Source organism: Ectothiorhodosinus mongolicus, from assembly GCF_022406875.1.
Taxonomy (GTDB): Bacteria; Pseudomonadota; Gammaproteobacteria; order Ectothiorhodospirales; family Ectothiorhodospiraceae; genus Ectothiorhodospira; species Ectothiorhodospira mongolica.
In genome coordinates this window covers 708,085-723,657 of sequence record NZ_CP023018.1, presented here as the reverse complement: position 1 = coordinate 723,657, position 15,573 = coordinate 708,085, and the positions used below count along the sequence as shown (strand labels likewise).

Annotated in this window: 14 protein-coding genes and 2 pseudogenes; 15 read left to right on the top strand and 1 reads right to left on the bottom strand. The window is 53.4% G+C overall.

Going from position 1 to position 15,573, the window contains the following annotated elements; genetic code table 11:
- The 15 genes and pseudogenes from CKX93_RS03220 (at position 1) to CKX93_RS03145 (ending at position 15,102) form a co-directional block, all read left to right on the top strand.
- Positions 1–825, top strand: a complete 825-nt coding sequence (locus tag CKX93_RS03220; protein ID WP_076755290.1) for a HisA/HisF-related TIM barrel protein — start codon at positions 1–3, stop codon at positions 823–825.
- The gene (locus tag CKX93_RS03215; RefSeq protein WP_084178637.1) at positions 765–1,841 is read left to right on the top strand and encodes a Gfo/Idh/MocA family protein; all 1,077 of its coding nucleotides are present in this window, start codon (positions 765–767) and stop codon (positions 1,839–1,841) included. The genes CKX93_RS03220 and CKX93_RS03215 overlap by 61 nt, the downstream gene beginning before the upstream one ends.
- The gene (locus tag CKX93_RS03210; protein ID WP_076755286.1) at positions 1,831–2,547 is read left to right on the top strand and encodes an acylneuraminate cytidylyltransferase family protein; all 717 of its coding nucleotides are present in this window, start codon (positions 1,831–1,833) and stop codon (positions 2,545–2,547) included. The genes CKX93_RS03215 and CKX93_RS03210 overlap by 11 nt, the downstream gene beginning before the upstream one ends.
- Complete coding sequence (locus tag CKX93_RS03205; RefSeq protein ID WP_076755284.1) at positions 2,544–3,359, top strand: SDR family oxidoreductase; 816 nt, start codon at positions 2,544–2,546, stop codon at positions 3,357–3,359. Before CKX93_RS03210 ends, CKX93_RS03205 begins: the two co-directional genes overlap by 4 nt.
- Positions 3,349–5,799, top strand: coding sequence for a PEP-utilizing enzyme (locus CKX93_RS03200; protein ID WP_159435519.1), 2,451 nt, complete (start codon positions 3,349–3,351; stop codon positions 5,797–5,799). Before CKX93_RS03205 ends, CKX93_RS03200 begins: the two co-directional genes overlap by 11 nt.
- A gap of 65 nt (positions 5,800–5,864) precedes the next feature.
- Positions 5,865–6,512 (top strand): gamma-glutamyl-gamma-aminobutyrate hydrolase family protein, encoded by a 648-nt coding sequence (locus tag CKX93_RS03195; RefSeq protein WP_076755282.1) that lies wholly within the window; start codon positions 5,865–5,867, stop codon positions 6,510–6,512.
- Positions 6,509–7,276 (top strand): phosphocholine cytidylyltransferase family protein, encoded by a 768-nt coding sequence (locus tag CKX93_RS03190; RefSeq protein ID WP_084178634.1) that lies wholly within the window; start codon positions 6,509–6,511, stop codon positions 7,274–7,276. Before CKX93_RS03195 ends, CKX93_RS03190 begins: the two co-directional genes overlap by 4 nt.
- Complete coding sequence (locus tag CKX93_RS03185) at positions 7,273–7,788, top strand: adenylyl-sulfate kinase (RefSeq protein WP_076755279.1); 516 nt, start codon at positions 7,273–7,275, stop codon at positions 7,786–7,788. The genes CKX93_RS03190 and CKX93_RS03185 overlap by 4 nt, the downstream gene beginning before the upstream one ends.
- Positions 7,785–9,122: a formyl transferase gene (locus CKX93_RS03180; protein ID WP_084178633.1), complete on the top strand. Its 1,338-nt coding sequence runs from the start codon at positions 7,785–7,787 to the stop codon at positions 9,120–9,122. The genes CKX93_RS03185 and CKX93_RS03180 overlap by 4 nt, the downstream gene beginning before the upstream one ends.
- Positions 9,123–9,156: 34 nt before the next feature.
- A complete protein-coding gene (locus tag CKX93_RS03175) occupies positions 9,157–10,149 on the top strand; it encodes a sulfotransferase domain-containing protein (protein WP_076755277.1) in 993 nt (330 codons plus the stop codon).
- A 464-nt stretch (positions 10,150–10,613) separates the two neighbouring features.
- On the top strand, positions 10,614–12,095 hold the full coding sequence (locus CKX93_RS03170; protein ID WP_076755275.1) for a hypothetical protein: 1,482 nt from the start codon (positions 10,614–10,616) through the stop codon (positions 12,093–12,095).
- A complete protein-coding gene (locus CKX93_RS03165) occupies positions 12,092–12,847 on the top strand; it encodes an FkbM family methyltransferase (RefSeq protein ID WP_076755274.1) in 756 nt (251 codons plus the stop codon). Before CKX93_RS03170 ends, CKX93_RS03165 begins: the two co-directional genes overlap by 4 nt.
- A pseudogene (locus tag CKX93_RS03160) lies at positions 12,814–13,264 on the top strand (GDP-mannose 4,6-dehydratase); the annotation flags it as partial. The gene CKX93_RS03165 and the pseudogene CKX93_RS03160, both read left to right, overlap by 34 nt.
- A gap of 80 nt (positions 13,265–13,344) precedes the next feature.
- Positions 13,345–13,602: pseudogene (locus CKX93_RS03155) on the top strand (transposase); the annotation flags it as partial.
- Between the two features lie 412 nt (positions 13,603–14,014).
- A protein-coding gene (locus CKX93_RS03145) for an IS3 family transposase (protein WP_143339922.1) occupies positions 14,015–15,102 on the top strand; the annotation gives its coding sequence in 2 pieces (ribosomal slippage) (positions 14,015–14,270 and positions 14,270–15,102; 1,089 coding nt in all).
- Positions 15,103–15,108: 6 nt separating this feature from the next.
- On the opposite strand, the gene CKX93_RS03140 is transcribed toward CKX93_RS03145, so the two are convergent.
- Entirely contained in the window at positions 15,109–15,444 is a 336-nt protein-coding gene (locus CKX93_RS03140; RefSeq protein ID WP_084178631.1) for a transposase, read from the bottom strand.
- Positions 15,445–15,573 lie beyond the last annotated feature (129 nt).

Genomic DNA, 15,573 nt, shown 5'->3' with positions numbered 1-15,573 from the left:
GTGTTAAAAAAGCGGATTATTTTCACCCTGCTCTATGACAATGGGCATTTCGTGCTCAGCCGTAATTTTCGTTTGCAGAAAGTAGGCACAATTGATTGGCTTCAAAAAAACTATAACTTTGCTCATATCGCTTTTTACATCGACGAACTTGTTGTGTTAGATGTAAGTCGTTCCCAGAGGGATGTAAATCGCTTCTCAGAAACTTTAAAGGCGCTCACAAAAGGTTGCTTTGCGCCCATCGCCGCTGGGGGTGGGGTGCGTGACTTGGAGCATGCCCGGACTCTTCTCAGATCAGGGGCTGATAAAGTGGTAGTGAATTCGGCTTTATTTGATGATCAGCGGCTGGTTGCTAATTTGGCTCAGGAATTCGGACAGCAGTGTGTTGTTGGTTCTATCGACCTTAAACGAAATTCTGATGGAGTGTTCGGTCTTTACACGAAAAATGGCAGTGAAATGAAGTGCGAATCAGTGAGTGATTTGTTAGAAAAGATTCCTTCTGATTGCGTTGGAGAACTTTATCTTAATTCAATCAATCAGGATGGCACTGGGCGAGGGTTTGATTTGAGTGTTCTGAACCTATGTCCAGCAGGTCTTAATCTCCCAATCATATTGGCAGGAGGTGCTGGTCACGGTCTGCATCTGTTAAAAGGCTTGTGCGACAAAAGAGTGGATGCCGTTGCGACAGCGCATTTATTTAATTTTGTGGGTGATGGGCTGAAAAAGGCCCGTGCTCTAGTTACAGAGCAAGAAATACAACTCGCTAAATGGCCGCCACCAAATCAAGTGGAAGAAAACCTGCGTCTAACGGATGGTGTAAAAAATTGAAACGTATCCTGATTGTAGGGCATGGGAGTGTTGGCAAGCGGCATGTGAGAATCGTTCGTGAGAGCCTGCCCGACGCTACGATTATGGTCTTTCGTCATGAGCGAACGACCGATATTCCCGAGATGGCAAATTTAGTTACCTCGTCTATGGATGACGTACGATCGTTTGCGCCGCAAGCTGCAATAGTCGCGAACCCAGCACCTTTTCATTTGGGTATTGCTAACGCATTGGCTGAGATGGGCTGTCATCTGCTCATCGAAAAACCAATTGCTGATAAGTCAGATGACGTAGCGGACTTTCTTGATACTGTTCGTGCAGCAGGCGTGATCGGCCAAGTCGGGTACAACTTGCGTTATTTGCCCTCACTGTCACGGTTTCGCGATTTGATTAACGAGGGATTGGTCGGTAAGCCGCTTTCCGTGCGTTGTGAAATTGGACAGTATTTGCCCGATTGGCGCCCGAACACCGATTATCGTGCTGGCGTGTCTGCAAGGGGCGATTTGGGTGGGGGTGTGTTGTTGGAGCTCAGTCATGAGTTTGACTATCTACGCTGGATTTTTGGAGAGATGCATTGGCTTAACGCATGGGTCGGTAACGTAAGCGATCTTGATGTCGATGTCGAAGATGTTGCCTATTTGAATATTGGATTTGGGTCTAATCCAAGCGAAAAGCCTGTCGTTGTGAATCTGAACATGGACTTTGTGCGAAGAGATCCAGCCAGACTTTGCACCGTAATCGGTGAACTGGGGACTTTGCGTTGGAATGGTTTAACTGGCTGTGTCGATCATTTTGATCCAGGTAGATCCAACTGGGAACAAATCGTCTCGATTCCCCATGATCGCGATGATAGTTACAAGGCACAATGGGATCACTTTTTGAGCTGTGTTGAATCTGGTGCACAGCCACTTGTGGATGGCGATGCTGGTCTGCGAGTGCTAGCGATGGTTGATATGGCCAGACGCTCTGCTGAGCTAAACGGCGCGCGGGTTTTCGCGGATAAAAAATATGGCTTATGAGCCTAATGTCATTGCGTTTATATTCGCGCGCTGCGGCTCAAAGGGACTTCCAGGGAAGAATATTCGCCCATTAAATAGTAAGCCTCTGATTGCTTGGGCGATTGAGCATGCCAAAGCTGTTAAACGAATCCGTCGAGTCATTGTGTCGACTGATTGCCAAGAAATTGCAACTGTTGCTGCCGAATACGGTGCTGAAGTTCCATTCCTGCGTCCTGACGAGCTCGCTACAGATTCTTCGCCTGAATGGCTTGCTTGGCGTCATGCGCTTGAGTTTGTCCAAAAGGAAGACGGTTCCTACCCTGATGTGATGGTTAGTGTTCCTGTGACTGCGCCGTTGCGGTTGCCACAAGATATAGAGAGGTGCTTAGATCTATATTTTAAGAATGAGTGTGATGCAGTAATTACTGTCACAGAACCTCATCGGAATCCGTATTTCAATATGGTTAAAGAGAAATCGGATGGTAGATTCGAACTGGTCATTTCAGCCTCGAATGGAATCCCAAGAAGACAGGATGCTCCTACGCTGTTTGATATGACGACAGTAGCCTATGTTATGAGCCCTAAATTCGTGATGGAAAATGACTCTTTGTTTCTGGGGAGGGTAAGGGCAGTACACGTGCCTATTGAGAGGGCAATTGATATAGATAGCCTGCTGGATTTCCAGATTGCCGAGTTGCTGATGAACAAGCGGCAGGGTGAGGCATGACCACCCTCAAGGGACTTATGGATCTGCGCGGGCGTCGTGCCCTGATCACCGGTGCGGCCGGTGGCCTGGGGCGGGTGATGGCCGACACCCTGGCCGAGCTCGGCGCCGACCTGGTGCTTGTGGATCGCCCGGGCTGTGACCTTGGCCCACTGGTGGAGGACTTGCAGGCCAAATGGTCAATAGTGACGCTGGCTCTGGTTTGTGACCTGGAAATTGAAGACCAACGAAGGGCGCTGATCGAAACCGTCAAGGCCGATGGTCGGGGCCTCAATAGCTTGATCAACAACGCCGCATTCGTTGGTGACTCGAATTTGCAAGGCTGGGTCGGGTCCTTTGAGGAGCAGACCCTGGACACTTGGCGCAGGGCCATGGAAGTCAACCTGACCGCCGCTTTTCACCTCTCACAGGCCTTTACGCCAGAGCTCCGAGCGGCGTGTGGAGGTAATATTATCAACATAAGCTCAATCTACGGCGAGTACGGCCCCGACTGGCGTCTGTACGAGGGCGCAACGATGGGCACAACGATGGGCAACCCGGCCGCCTATGCCGCGTCCAAGGGTGGCCTGATCCAATTGACTCGCTGGCTGGCGACCACGCTTGCGCCTGATGTGCGAGTCAATGCCATCTCGCCAGGAGGTGTGTTGCGGAATCAACCGGAGGCGTTCGTGCGGCGCTATGAAGATAAGACGCCGTTGAAGCGCATGGCCATAGAGGAGGATTTTCGTGGCGCTATCGCATACCTGGCCAGCGATATGTCCCGGTATGTAACGGGTCAGAATCTATGGGTCGATGGAGGCTGGGGTGCTTGGTAAACCTAAAATAGACGTGAACTACACAAGTAATCTTCTTAATTTCGTGAAGGTCAGAAAAACATTTCAGTTCGGCTCGAAAGCCGAAACCCTTGCCCGGCTAGATGGCGAGCTGAAAAGATGGTCGATTCCGCAATTCCGACATTTTGACCTCGCCCGCTGGCAGATGAGCCACGATGCAGTGCTGGCCGATATCGCGGATCTGGCGGATGGCAAGGGTACAGTCATCGTGCGATCCTCGGCACGGAACGAAGATGGCGAGCTTTATGCTCAAGCCGGCGCGTTTTTGTCGGTGCCCCATATCCCGCCAGCGGACAGGGCGGCCTTGATATCGGCCATCGAGGAGGTATTTGCTAGCTATCGGGGTGCCGCTGCCGAGTCCAATTCCGAAGATCAGGTTTTGGTACAGAAGATGGTCGACCGGGTGTCGATGAGCGGTGTGATCTTTACCCAGGTGCTTAGTAGCGGCGCACCCTATTATGTTGTTAATTACGACGACGAGACCGGCTTGACCGATTCGGTGACATCGGGAACGGGCTACGTTAACCGCACCATCTACATCCACCGTGATCACGTCGATACCGTGCGGTCCGAGCGATTTTTACAGCTGCTCTCAGCGGTGCGCGAGATCGAGCAGATCACCGGTGAATCCTCTCTCGATATTGAGTTCGCCATCGACATGGATCACCACATCCATCTCTTTCAGGCCCGGCGCATCACCGCCCAGCCGAACTGGAGCCGTGGGCTGAGCCAGCGCATCGACGATGCGCTGGTGCGGCTGGAGAAATCCGTCGCACCACGGTTGCTTCTGGAGGGTGGGGATTCAAAAACCGCGACTATCCTTGGCAAGATGCCGGACTGGAACCCGGCTGAGATCATCGGTAACGCGCCACGGCGATTAGCCTTCAGTCTCTACCGCTATGTCATCACCGACAGTGTCTGGCGCGTGGCCCGCGAGCGCATGGGCTATTTCCATCCGCGCGGCAAGCCGCTGATGGTATCCTGCGCTGGCCAGCCGTATATTGACGTACGCCAGAGCCTGCGTAGTTTCATTCCTGCAACCATCCCAGACGATCTGGCAAATCGCATGGTGTTGTACTGGCTGCACAAACTGGCCGATAACCCGTTGCTACACGACAAGGTTGAATTCGGCATCGCCCTGACAGCTTGGACCTTCGATTTCGACACCCGCGCACGGCAGATGCTCCCCGAGGATGTCACCCAAGACGAGATGGTCCTGATCCACGAAGCTTATCGCGAAATGACGGTGGATCTAGTTGACGGACGCCGGGCCTCTGTTGCCCAGCAGGTGATCGCTGTGAATGAGTTGCAGGCGAGATACGAGGTGCTGGCAGGTGAGCAAGAACACCCCCCTACGATCGATCTGGCTAGGGAATTGCTAGAAAATTGCATCGAGCTGGGCACTATCCCCTTCTCGATTCTCGCGCGGCATGGGTTCATCGCCAAGGCGCTGCTACAATCTTTACGCGAGGAGGGCTTGCTGAGTGGCGACGACATCAATGCGTTCAACCAGAGCATCACCAGCGTTGTCACCGAATTCATCGTCAATATTCACCGCTTTCGGGAAGGCGAGATCAAACTGGAGGATCTGCTGCGCGATTATGGGCATCTGCGCCCAGGCACCTATGACATTATGTCGCTGCGTTATGACCAGCGTGGCGAGGAGGTGTTTTCTATCTCGGGCGACTCGCCTCCCGCAACCGAACCCTTCGTTTTGAGTCCAGCGAAATCCGCCGAGATCGAAAAGCGGCTCTCGGCCGCAGGTTTTTCCCTCTCCTGTAATGACTTCCTGCAATATTGCCGCGAGGCGATCCGAGGTCGCGAATGGGCTAAGCTGGTCTTCACACGCAGTATCAGCGCCTGCTTGGAAGTGCTAGCCGCCTGGGGTGAGGACCAGCGCCTGAGCCGGGACGAACTGTCGCATCTCGATATCCGCGAATTGATGGATTGCACTGTGGTTCAGCATGGCCGTTCCTTCGAGGAGCATTTGCGCGTCCGCGCCGAGTCTGGAAGGCGAGAACACGAGGTTACGACTGGTGTGCGCTTGCCCTTCCTGCTGACACGGCACTCGGATCTCTTTGTCGTGCCGATGCTGCTTGAACAGCCCAATTTCGTAACCCTCAAACAGGTGACTGGTGTCTGCTTACATGTCAGCAGCACCAACATCGCCCCAGGTTTGCTGGACGGCAAGATCGTTGCCATCGAAAGCGCCGATCCCGGTTTCGACTGGATCTTTACCCGCAACATTCTGGGGCTGGTGACGCAGTTCGGGGGGGCGAATTCGCATATGGCGATCCGGTGCGCGGAGTTGAATATCCCTGCCGCCATCGGCTGCGGTGAGCAGATCTTCGAGCGAGTCACGCGCAGCAACCAGATCGAGTTGGACTGTGCCGCAGGCACCATCAAGCTGGTGGAGCACTGATAACACCACGGAGTGTAGTCGGTAATGGACGGACCAACATGCGGATAGCCATCTCGACAAGACGGATGATAGAACCCGTACATGGCGAGGCGCGCGACGCGGTGAGCGAGGACTGGTATCGCTACCTTCACGTGATCTCTCCCGAAATCGTGCTTCTGCCACTGCTCAATGCACCCGACCGGGTCGCGCGGTGGGCATCAGACTTAGAGATTGACGCTGCGATTCTGTCCAATGGCAACGACTGGGGCGAATGTACTGCACGCGACGAAACTGAGCGGGCACTGGTGGACTGGTGCCGCACTTGTGGTCGCCCGGTGCTGGGGGTGTGCCGCGGTTTGCAGGTGCTCAACGCGCTGCGAGGTGGAACAGTCGAGACCGATATCGCTAGCGTATCGGGGCAGGACCACGGTGGCACGCGACATGATGTCACACTGTGCTCCCCTCAATTCGTGGAGTTAGCTGGTCGCGAGCATATAGTAGTCAACAGCTATCACGATCAGGGTGTGACGATTTCTGGGTTGGGGCCGGGGCTAGTTCCTTTCGCGTTGTCGGATGGCGATGTCGTCGAGGGATTCTATCACCCCGTTGAGGCCATTCTGGGTATTCAGTGGCACCCCGAACGTCCTGGTGCACCCTATGACTTTGATATGGCGCTAATCGGCGCCTTCCTGAAGCGTGGTGCCTTCTGGTCACAACCTGAACTGGAGAGATGATGCAAGCTGTTATACTCGCAGCCGGCCGGGGGTCACGCCTTGGGTCGATGACCGACGCCGCCCCCAAGGGAATGGTCGAGGTCGCAGGAAAGCCGATTCTCGACTGGCAGCGGCGCGCGCTTCTGGCCGGCGGCGCCGAGGCGGTGACGGTGGTGACCGGCTATCGCGGCGAGGTGGTCGCCGATTACGGCTTCGGTACCATCATCAACGACGACTGGTCGTTTGGAAACATGCTTTCCAGCCTTGACTGCGCGCTGAGAACATTTTCGGGGCCGCTGATCGTCAGTTATGCCGATATCCTTTACAACCCCGCCACGGTGCGTGACCTGATTGTCTCTGACTCACCGCTAGCTGTCGCCTATGACCGCGACTGGCTGTCGCTATGGCAACGCCGTTTCGATGATCCGCTGTCGGATGCGGAGACCTTCCGTCTAGGGACGGATGGCAACATCGCCGAGATCGGCGGAAAGACCGTTAATGTCGCAGATATCGAAGGCCAGTTTATGGGACTGATGAAACTGGGGCTTGAGGGTCGCAAGTGGATCGAGAATCTGCTAGCCGTCCGGCCCGAGGCACGGCTCGGCATGGACACCACGACGCTGCTCTCAACACTGATCACCGAAGGAAAGCCGATCCGCGGTATTCCAGCGACGGGCGGTTGGTGTGAGATCGACGATCTAGCCGACTGGGAGGTGGCTGAGGCGCTGGTGGCCGAAGGGCGGCTGGTGCTGACGGGCCGGGGGGCCGAGGGAGGCGCACAATGATCGTCTGGGTGATCGGGCTTTCGGGCAGCGGCAAATCGACCGTTGGACGGGTGGTCTACGAGAAATGGAAGCTGGTGGATCCGGCGACGGTGCTGATCGACGGCGACGAGATTCGCGAGATCTTCAAGCATGACAGGGGGGCTGACGCCTATACGGTCGAGGGTCGGCGGGTGAATGCCGATCGGATCTCGCAGCTTTGCGCCTGGCTGGACCGTCAGCAGATCAACGCAGTCTGCTGCATCCTATCGATCTTCGGCGACGGCCAGGACTGGAACCGCAAAACCTACAGCAAATACCTGGAGGTCTATTTGGAGGCCCCCGAGGACGAGCTCGTTGAACGCCGGCACCTCTACCGCGAGGCCCGCCAAGGGAGGCTGACGAATGTGGTGGGGGTGGACATTCCTTTCACCCCGCCTCATGCGCCGGACATGAGTTTCGATTCCGGCACGCAAGGCCCCGGGGTCGAAGCGATCGCCGAGCGTATCCTGGCCCATGTACTGGAGGAAAAATGACCGCCCTTTTCTATGAATACGGCCAAGGCGATCTGCTGGAGACGCCCCTGAAATACACTTACACCGCTTTTCAGGGTGCGCCGTTTCTTGAGGCCTGGCGCGCCGCACGCGCCGAAATCCGCGATAGCCTCGGGGCGCCCCGACTGCCGCGAGTACCTGATGAGCAGGTAACACCGCCACAGGGCGCGATTGTGGATACCGCCTCGCTGTTGGAGTTTCTCGCCGCCCCAAGTGGGGACGCGGCTGGCGCACGGCGCTGGATGGGCTGGATGATCCAGCGGTTCGAGGTCTCAAAACGGATACACTCCGCCTATGCTTTGTTGGGCGGACGGGTGAAGGGCAATGGCGAGTATCGCGACATGGATCTTTACCTGCGTTTGGCTGAGGTGCTGATGTGGAAGACGCAGCAGACCGGCCATCTGCCGGCGCTAAACGCGCTCTTGAAATGTCTCGATACGCTGTGCAGTCTACACGACACGCTGAATGCTACCCAGAAGGGGCGTCTTGCCAGCCTGCTGGGGGTCGAAATGCGGTTGGTTCAGGCTGCGCGCAGACACCGGAGCGGCGTTGCTGCCGACATCGACCCGCCAGCGCGACTCGGACACGATCTGGGCGTCTTCCCGCGCGTGGCCTTTTTGGCTGCCGACACGATGCGCTCACGTGGCTATGCTGAGGCTCTGGCCGCTCATGGGGCGTGGTTGGGCCGGGTAGTCATCGTCAAGGTCCCTAGCGGTGAGCAACGTTGGGGCCAGAGCCAAGCAGCGCCATCTTCTGACGGGTCGCTGGGTGCGTATTTCGTCCCCGATCTGGCCATCCCGCTGCAAGAAACCTGCAAGATGCTGTCCGACAATGTCGTGATTCTCGAGACTGGCACCGTCAATGCCCCCGATGTGACCGCAGCCCTGCCTGCGGATGCCTTCGATTTTATAGTCTATTCGGGCTTCGGCGGCGAATTGGTCGGACGCGATTTGTTGGACGATTCCGCTCCACTGCTTCACATGCATGCAGGTTGGCTGCCCGATTATCGCGGAAGCACGACGACCTTCTACAGTTGGCTGCGCGATGGCACTTGTGGTGCCTCGGCGATCTTCCTGAGCGCTCAGATCGACCAAGGCGAGATCCTGGGTCGTAAGAGATACCCGCCGCCGCCCGTCGGTATGGACAGTGATTATCTGCATGACGCGGTGCTGCGCTCGGATCTGCTTTTGTCGGTGATGGCGCATCTGGCGCGGACCGGTGAGCTGCCCCAACCCCTGTCGCAGCAAGCGGAAGAGGGCGATACCTATTACATCATCCATCCGGTGCTGAAACATCTGGCGATCTTGTCCGGCTAGGACGGATGAGCCGCACCCCGACAAGAGGTCCCGCATGATCGAGAGCCCTCGTACCGAAGAGCCCGCCTTCAGGTTCGCACGTCAGTGCGATATCAGCCTGCCGCTGGTTTTCATCGACGGCATCACCCGCTGCGGCAAGTCGGCGCTCAGCAAGGTGGTGCCGTCGCTTACGCGGATGGAGCATATCCAGTTCGCTGAAGAACTGGAACTGATCGTGTCGGGCCTGTCGCTGGGTGGGCTGCGTAAGGATTATGCGGCGGCCTTCCTCAGATCGCATCTGAACCAGAAGAGCTACAACCTTCACATTTCGCGCAACGTGAATTTCCGCCCTGGCGACCAGACCGCGGTGATCAATTACAGGAATCCCGAAATCTACCAGGAACGGCTGACCCTGGAGGAAGGCCCCGAGAATGTCGAACGATGCCGAGCAAGCGATCACTACCTGCCGATGCAGACGCACGACTTGATGGCAAATATCAGCCTTATTCAGGATCTCGAGATAAATTTCCGCATACTCTCGCTGTGGCGCAACCCGGTCGAAAACATCTATTCTTGGTGGAGTCGCGGATGGGGCGTCCGATTCAACAACCGCGACTCCACAAATTTCTCTTTGCTGATCGAAGATGCGGAAGGGAATGCTTATCCTTGGTATGTCGCTGGCTATCATAGGCAGACCCTCGGGATGAACGCACCCGAGAAATGCATCGCAGTAGCGTGCGACATGATCGAGCGCTGCATCGCGGGTTACAGGCTGAAGGCGGAAAAAGACCGAACTCTGCTGCTCTTTTTCGAGGATATCTGCATCGATCCCGACCGCGAAGTCGGGCGGATTTGCGATTTCCTGAATGTAGAGAAAACCGAGTTCACTGCTCCGGCGCTGCGTGACGCGCGCCTCCCGCGCGAGATCATTCAGGCTGACCTCGATATGAAGATCGCGGCATTCCGCGAGGCGGTGCGCCCGGATATCTTCGACCGGCTGATGCAGTTTCAGCATGCCTATCTCGATACACGTTACGGGCTGGCCTGAATTTTTCGCGCTAACTAAGGGCACCGCTAGGTTTGCTCACGGATAGGCGGAGCTAGATGTAGGGCTAAGCAACTGCTTCACGTTCTACGATAGTGAGCATCCGAATCAGTCACTGGGCTACCAAACACCGCATGTGGTCTACTGCAGCAGTCAAGGCGACGGTGCTAGTCTCCCACGCCACTTCAGCAAGGCGCGGGGCGAACCCCCGCTTCGCTAACTTCCGTGGAGAATTTACTCCAAGAGCAACAGGGCAGCGCTGTTACGCTGCAGTTGAAGAAATGGACATACCTTAAACTCGGAAGGATTCCGTTTAGACATTAGGCTCCTTTATTACTTAAGCAAAAATTGAGGGTGCGGAAAATTTCGCTTTAACTGGACTCATTCACAACTTCCCTAAGTTTGTAGCAGGGGTTAGAGAAAGGCGTATTTTCAGTAAGGTCTAACTACTACAGGATAAGCAAGTCATGTCGGAAAGCCAAAAATCAATTGTTCTTGCTACGACGCCCTTATGGGAAACTCATCATGCTGAAGCAATAGAAATTGTTCACAGGCTGCACGCGGAGAAGAAAGATGTGGTCTTCGTGACATGTATTGGCGCCTTAGATTCTTGCGCAGCAAATCCACATAAAAAAATGAATGTATGCAGAAGATGCGTAAAGCAGAGTGAGTATACGAGAAAGAACCTGCTACCAGATAATGTGAGTTGGTTACCATTAGAGTTCGATGAAATGAATTTTGGTGAGACATATTCGATTCAAACCGTTGATGACTTAATGGGGATATTTTTTGAGGACATGCCAATCGGTAAGCTCGTATATTCACAGATTTGTGATGATGAAAAAGGTGAGTATTTAGATATCGATCGGCTCAAGCCCAAAATTTCCAAATTACTTAATAATGGGATTTCGTTGTATAGACAGACCTGCGAGCTGATCACTAAAAAGAATGTCTCGGAAGTTTATGCTTGGAACGGCCGAAGGCAAAGTGATGGACCAGCATTATGGGCTGCGAGAAAACATTCAGTTGCTTACTACGCTTATATCTCGGGAGGGCGGCCTCATTTGATAAACATCCAGAATAGTTTGTCTGTTCAAGATTTTACTGAGCGCCATGTGCAACTGAAGAAAGTTTATGAGAAGGCCGCTCGAGTCCACGGAATGAGACAAGTCCAAGATGAAGCGAAAGCATACTACAAACAGTATAGAGAAGGCTCTGTTCGTCAGGTAGGTTTTCGTTTTGACTCGGATGTAAACTCAGTAAAGCCAGTTTTGAAAACCGACCTTCCGATTCTTTTAATTGTCACCTCCACCCCCAAAGAGCATGTTCATCAGCTACAGTATGATGAGTTCTATGGAAGCGATCCATATGGTCGTTTTTTAGAGATATTGGATTGCAACGAGCTCTACAGGAAGTTTTACGTTATTGTACGTTGGCATCCATTTAACTCGCGAAGTAATACAGAAACTAGGGAACGTATCGACAGATTGATTGATAAGTACGGCACAGCTAGGCATTTCCACCCTTCATCAAAGATTGATACCTATGATTTACTCGATAAAAGTGAGGTAGTATTTGCTACCAACAGCACGGTTGCTCAATACGCGGCATCAGTTGGTAAGCCAACAATTATTTATGGGCCGGCAGCAGTAATGTTTGGGCAGAGTGTTTTTGCAGTTAGAAACAGCCATGAAGTGTTGAAGCTTCTGCTGACTGGCGACTATAAAAACTCAAGAGAGCCAGCTGATGCTCTAAAGCTTGGATTTTACGCGGGAAATTTCGGTGAGCCGTTTCAATATGTCAGAATTAATACGTCAGTGCGCTCTGGATGGTGGCTTAGAAATGAACAACTAGGTACACAAAAACCCATTCTACGGCCTTCAGGATTCTTGAAACGAACCTTCCGATCACTCAAAAGCTTTGTGAATAAGCAAAAAAGTTTATTATGATTATAGAAAAAATTAAAAAGATCATGCCCAAGGTTGTCAAAGCACCTTTGAAGCACCTCCATGCGTGCGCAACCTATGACCCTTGGTTTGAGAGGTCTTGGTCACAAGAGGGTGAAGACCAGATCCTTCGTAGAATCTTCAAAAGGCGAGAAGTCGGATTTTATGTTGATGTCGGTGCACATCATCCAAAGCGTTTTTCGAACACCTATCTTTTTTACAAGAGGGGCTGGCATGGAATCAACATTGACGCCATGCCGGGTTCAATGAAGTTGTTTGACAATGCAAGGCCACGAGATATAAATTTGGAAATGGGTATTGGTTCGAATGCTGGCAACCTCGATTACTACGTTTTTAACGAGCCTGCATTAAACGGATTTTCCAAAGAACTATCTGAAAAAAGGCATGAAGCCGATACTACTGACCAAGTCAGGGAAGTGATCAAAGTTGATGTGCGGCCATTGTCACAGGTGCTGGATTGTCATCTCAGCAGCGGCCAGGAAATTGATTTCATGTCGGTCGATGTTGAGGGGCTTGATTTTGATGTGTTGAAATCCAATGACTGGTCTAGATATCGTCCCAAATTTGTTCTTGCTGAAATTCTTGGTAGTAGTTTGCATGAAATTGAGCAGACCGAAATCGGCCAATTTATGCATGATCAAAACTATATGCTTTACGCGAAGTGCATGAACACCGTATTCTTCAAGGATTCGTTATTGAAGTGGAAAACTACTCCCACCGGTGCGGCACCCTGATCACTGGTGGCGCAGGCTTCCTCGGCTCGCATCTGTGTGAACGCTTGCTTAACGACGGCCACGACATCATCTGTCTGGACAACCTATTCACCGGCACCATGGACAATCTCTCCTATCTTCTCGATCATCCGCACTTTGAGCTGATGTGCCACGATGTCACCTTCCCGCTCTATGGCGACGTAGACGAAATCTACAACCTGCCTACCGTGTGTCACCCACTCACACATCAGTTCGACCCGCTGCAAACCACCAAAGGGCAGGGTGCACGGTGCGATCAACATGCTGGGGCTGGCCAAGCGCACTAAGGCGAAGATCTTCCCGGCCTCCACCAGCGAGGTGTATCGCCACCCCGAAGCGCATCCGCAGCCAGAAAGCTACTGGTGCAAGGTGAATCCGATTGGCTCGCGCTCGTGCTACCGTAAGCTCACCCATATGAGACACAGGTAGTAAGTAGACATTTCTGCCATCATTAGGACCAAGAGATGGGAGAAGTGTTGATGAAGAAGTCACGATTTACTGAGACGCAGATTGTTTCGATTCTGAAGCAGGCCGAGCAAGGCCGTAAGGTTGGCGATATCTGCCGAGAATACGGGATCAGTTCAGCGTGTTACTACCAATGGAAGTCCAAGTACGGTGGTTTGGAGGCCTCGGATCTCAAACGTCTCAAGGAGATCCAGGCTGAGAACAATCGGTTGAAGAAGATGTATGCAGAGATGGCGATGGAGAACCAAGCGCTAAAGGATCTGCTGGGAAAACTCTAAGGCCGTCTGACCGTCGTTGGGCGGCCCGGGAACTGATCAAGAATGCCTCAATGTCTGTTAGTCGAGCGCGGTGTTTGTCAACAAAGATGTCGCGTCCATTGAGTTACGCAGCCTTAACTGATGGTGGTTTATCAGCCTGCAAGTCTTTTGGTGGATTCAGCCAGACTTTGTCGGCTCTTCTCCAGTTTCGGATGGGGCCTGACCAGCGCCGCGGCTGCGCGGCTTTGGCTGCTTCATAGAGCTTTGTGCGCTGTTGAAGCAACACTTGATCAACACCGGCATGTCGCTGAGCGGGCGTGACATACTGGATAGCACTGTGCCGATGCTCATGGTTGGGTAATCCCCCCGAAAAATGATCGAGGTGATAAGTGGAATTTTGTACCCTGATGAAGACAGGAGATTCCACATGCGTAAATCACGTTTCACTGACAGCCAGATCATGGCGATACTCAAGCAGGCTGAGGCTGGCCTATCAGTTCCCGAACTCTGCCGCGAGCATGGCATCAGCAGCGCAACCTTCTACAAGTGGCGCTCCAAGTATGGCGGCATGGACACATCCATGATGAAGCGTCTTAAAGAGCTCGAGGACGAGAACCGGCGCTTGAAGAAGATGTATGCCGAGGAGCGGCTGAAGTCTGAATTACGCAAGGAAGCCCTCGAGGGAAAGTGGTAAGGCCGTCTCATCGCCGTGAGATGGCCAGAAAAGCGGTGGCATCAGGGCGTTGTTGCATCAGCCTTGCGTGCCAGGCGTTCTCAATCAGTCAGACCTGTTACCGCTACCAATCCAAGCTTGGTTCAGAGAATGCCCGCATTGCGGATTGGTTGGTGCGCCTGACACACAATCAGCGCAACTGGGGCTTTGGTTTGTGTTTTCTGTACCTGCGTAACGTCAAAGGCTTTCGGTGGAATCACAAGCGTGTCTATCGGATCTATCGTGCGTTGGAGCTGAACCTGAGAATCAAACCCAAAAAGCGCCTGGTGCGTGAAAAGCCAGAACCCCTAGCAGTGCCTCAGGCGATAAATGACTGTTGGTCGATGGACTTCATGCATGACCAGCTGGCTGATGGCAGAACATACCGCTTGTTCAACGTCATTGATGACTACAACCGAGAGGGGCTGATCATTGATGCTGACTTCTCATTGCCGGCTGAGCGGGTGATCCGCTCATTAACCCAACTCATTGAATGGCGTGGCAAACCCAAGGCGATTCGCTGCGACAACGGTCCAGAACTCGTCAGTCATAAGCTGGTTGAGTGGGCGAAAAGCCAAGGCATCGAACTGCGTTATATCCAACCTGGCAAGCCCCAACAGAATGCCCATGTCGAGCGTTACAACCGAACCATTCGCTATGACTGGCTGAGCCACTATCTGTTCGACTCGATCGCTGAGGTTCAAGACTTTGCCACCCGTTGGCTCTGGACATACAACCACGAACGACCGAATATGGCTTTGGGCGGCTTTACCCCCAAGCAGAAAATGGCGATGGCTGCCTAATGAGCTCTACTTATCGCCTCGGTTATAAATGGGGGGATTACCACGCCAGCGGCGCACCTGTTCGACATACAGGCCTTTTTCACGGCAATACGCCGATAGCTCTTGTTCATTCAAGGCCGCTGTCTCAATCACCACAGCGAGCTTATTCTTACCGCTCCAGTTCTCTGGGTTAGATGGGTCTGCAGGCACGGCGTTACCTCGATCTCGATACTGGTTACGCCAATTGTATAGGGTGACAGCAGGAACGCCGACCTCCCGACTCACCTGCGCTACTGACTGCGCATTGGGCGGAATCAAACGACTAACCGCCTGTTCTTTGAACTCTTCACTATATCGTGGCACTTGGGTCTCACAGACCGCCCCTCAGTAGGTTTCATGTTGAAAAATGGATGCGACAACTATGCTGACACTGGGGGCACCACTGCGACTGGTATTCCCCGCCACGCTGGCCGGGCAATGGATGCCAGGATT

Bases quoted from the DNA above. Each gene is read 5' to 3' on its own strand.
- CKX93_RS03215 (WP_084178637.1), top strand. From the start codon at position 765: ATGGCCGCCACCAAATCAAGTGGAAGAAAACCTGCGTCTAACGGATGG.
- CKX93_RS03195 (WP_076755282.1), top strand. From the start codon at position 5,865: ATGATAGAACCCGTACATGGCGAGGCGCGCGACGCGGTGAGCGAGGAC.
- CKX93_RS03185 (WP_076755279.1), top strand. From the start codon at position 7,273: ATGATCGTCTGGGTGATCGGGCTTTCGGGCAGCGGCAAATCGACCGTT.
- CKX93_RS03205 (WP_076755284.1), top strand. From the start codon at position 2,544: ATGACCACCCTCAAGGGACTTATGGATCTGCGCGGGCGTCGTGCCCTG.
- CKX93_RS03170 (WP_076755275.1), top strand. From the start codon at position 10,614: ATGTCGGAAAGCCAAAAATCAATTGTTCTTGCTACGACGCCCTTATGG.
- CKX93_RS03165 (WP_076755274.1), top strand. From the start codon at position 12,092: ATGATTATAGAAAAAATTAAAAAGATCATGCCCAAGGTTGTCAAAGCA.
- CKX93_RS03210 (WP_076755286.1), top strand. From the start codon at position 1,831: ATGGCTTATGAGCCTAATGTCATTGCGTTTATATTCGCGCGCTGCGGC.
- CKX93_RS03175 (WP_076755277.1), top strand. From the start codon at position 9,157: ATGATCGAGAGCCCTCGTACCGAAGAGCCCGCCTTCAGGTTCGCACGT.
- CKX93_RS03190 (WP_084178634.1), top strand. From the start codon at position 6,509: ATGATGCAAGCTGTTATACTCGCAGCCGGCCGGGGGTCACGCCTTGGG.
- CKX93_RS03180 (WP_084178633.1), top strand. From the start codon at position 7,785: ATGACCGCCCTTTTCTATGAATACGGCCAAGGCGATCTGCTGGAGACG.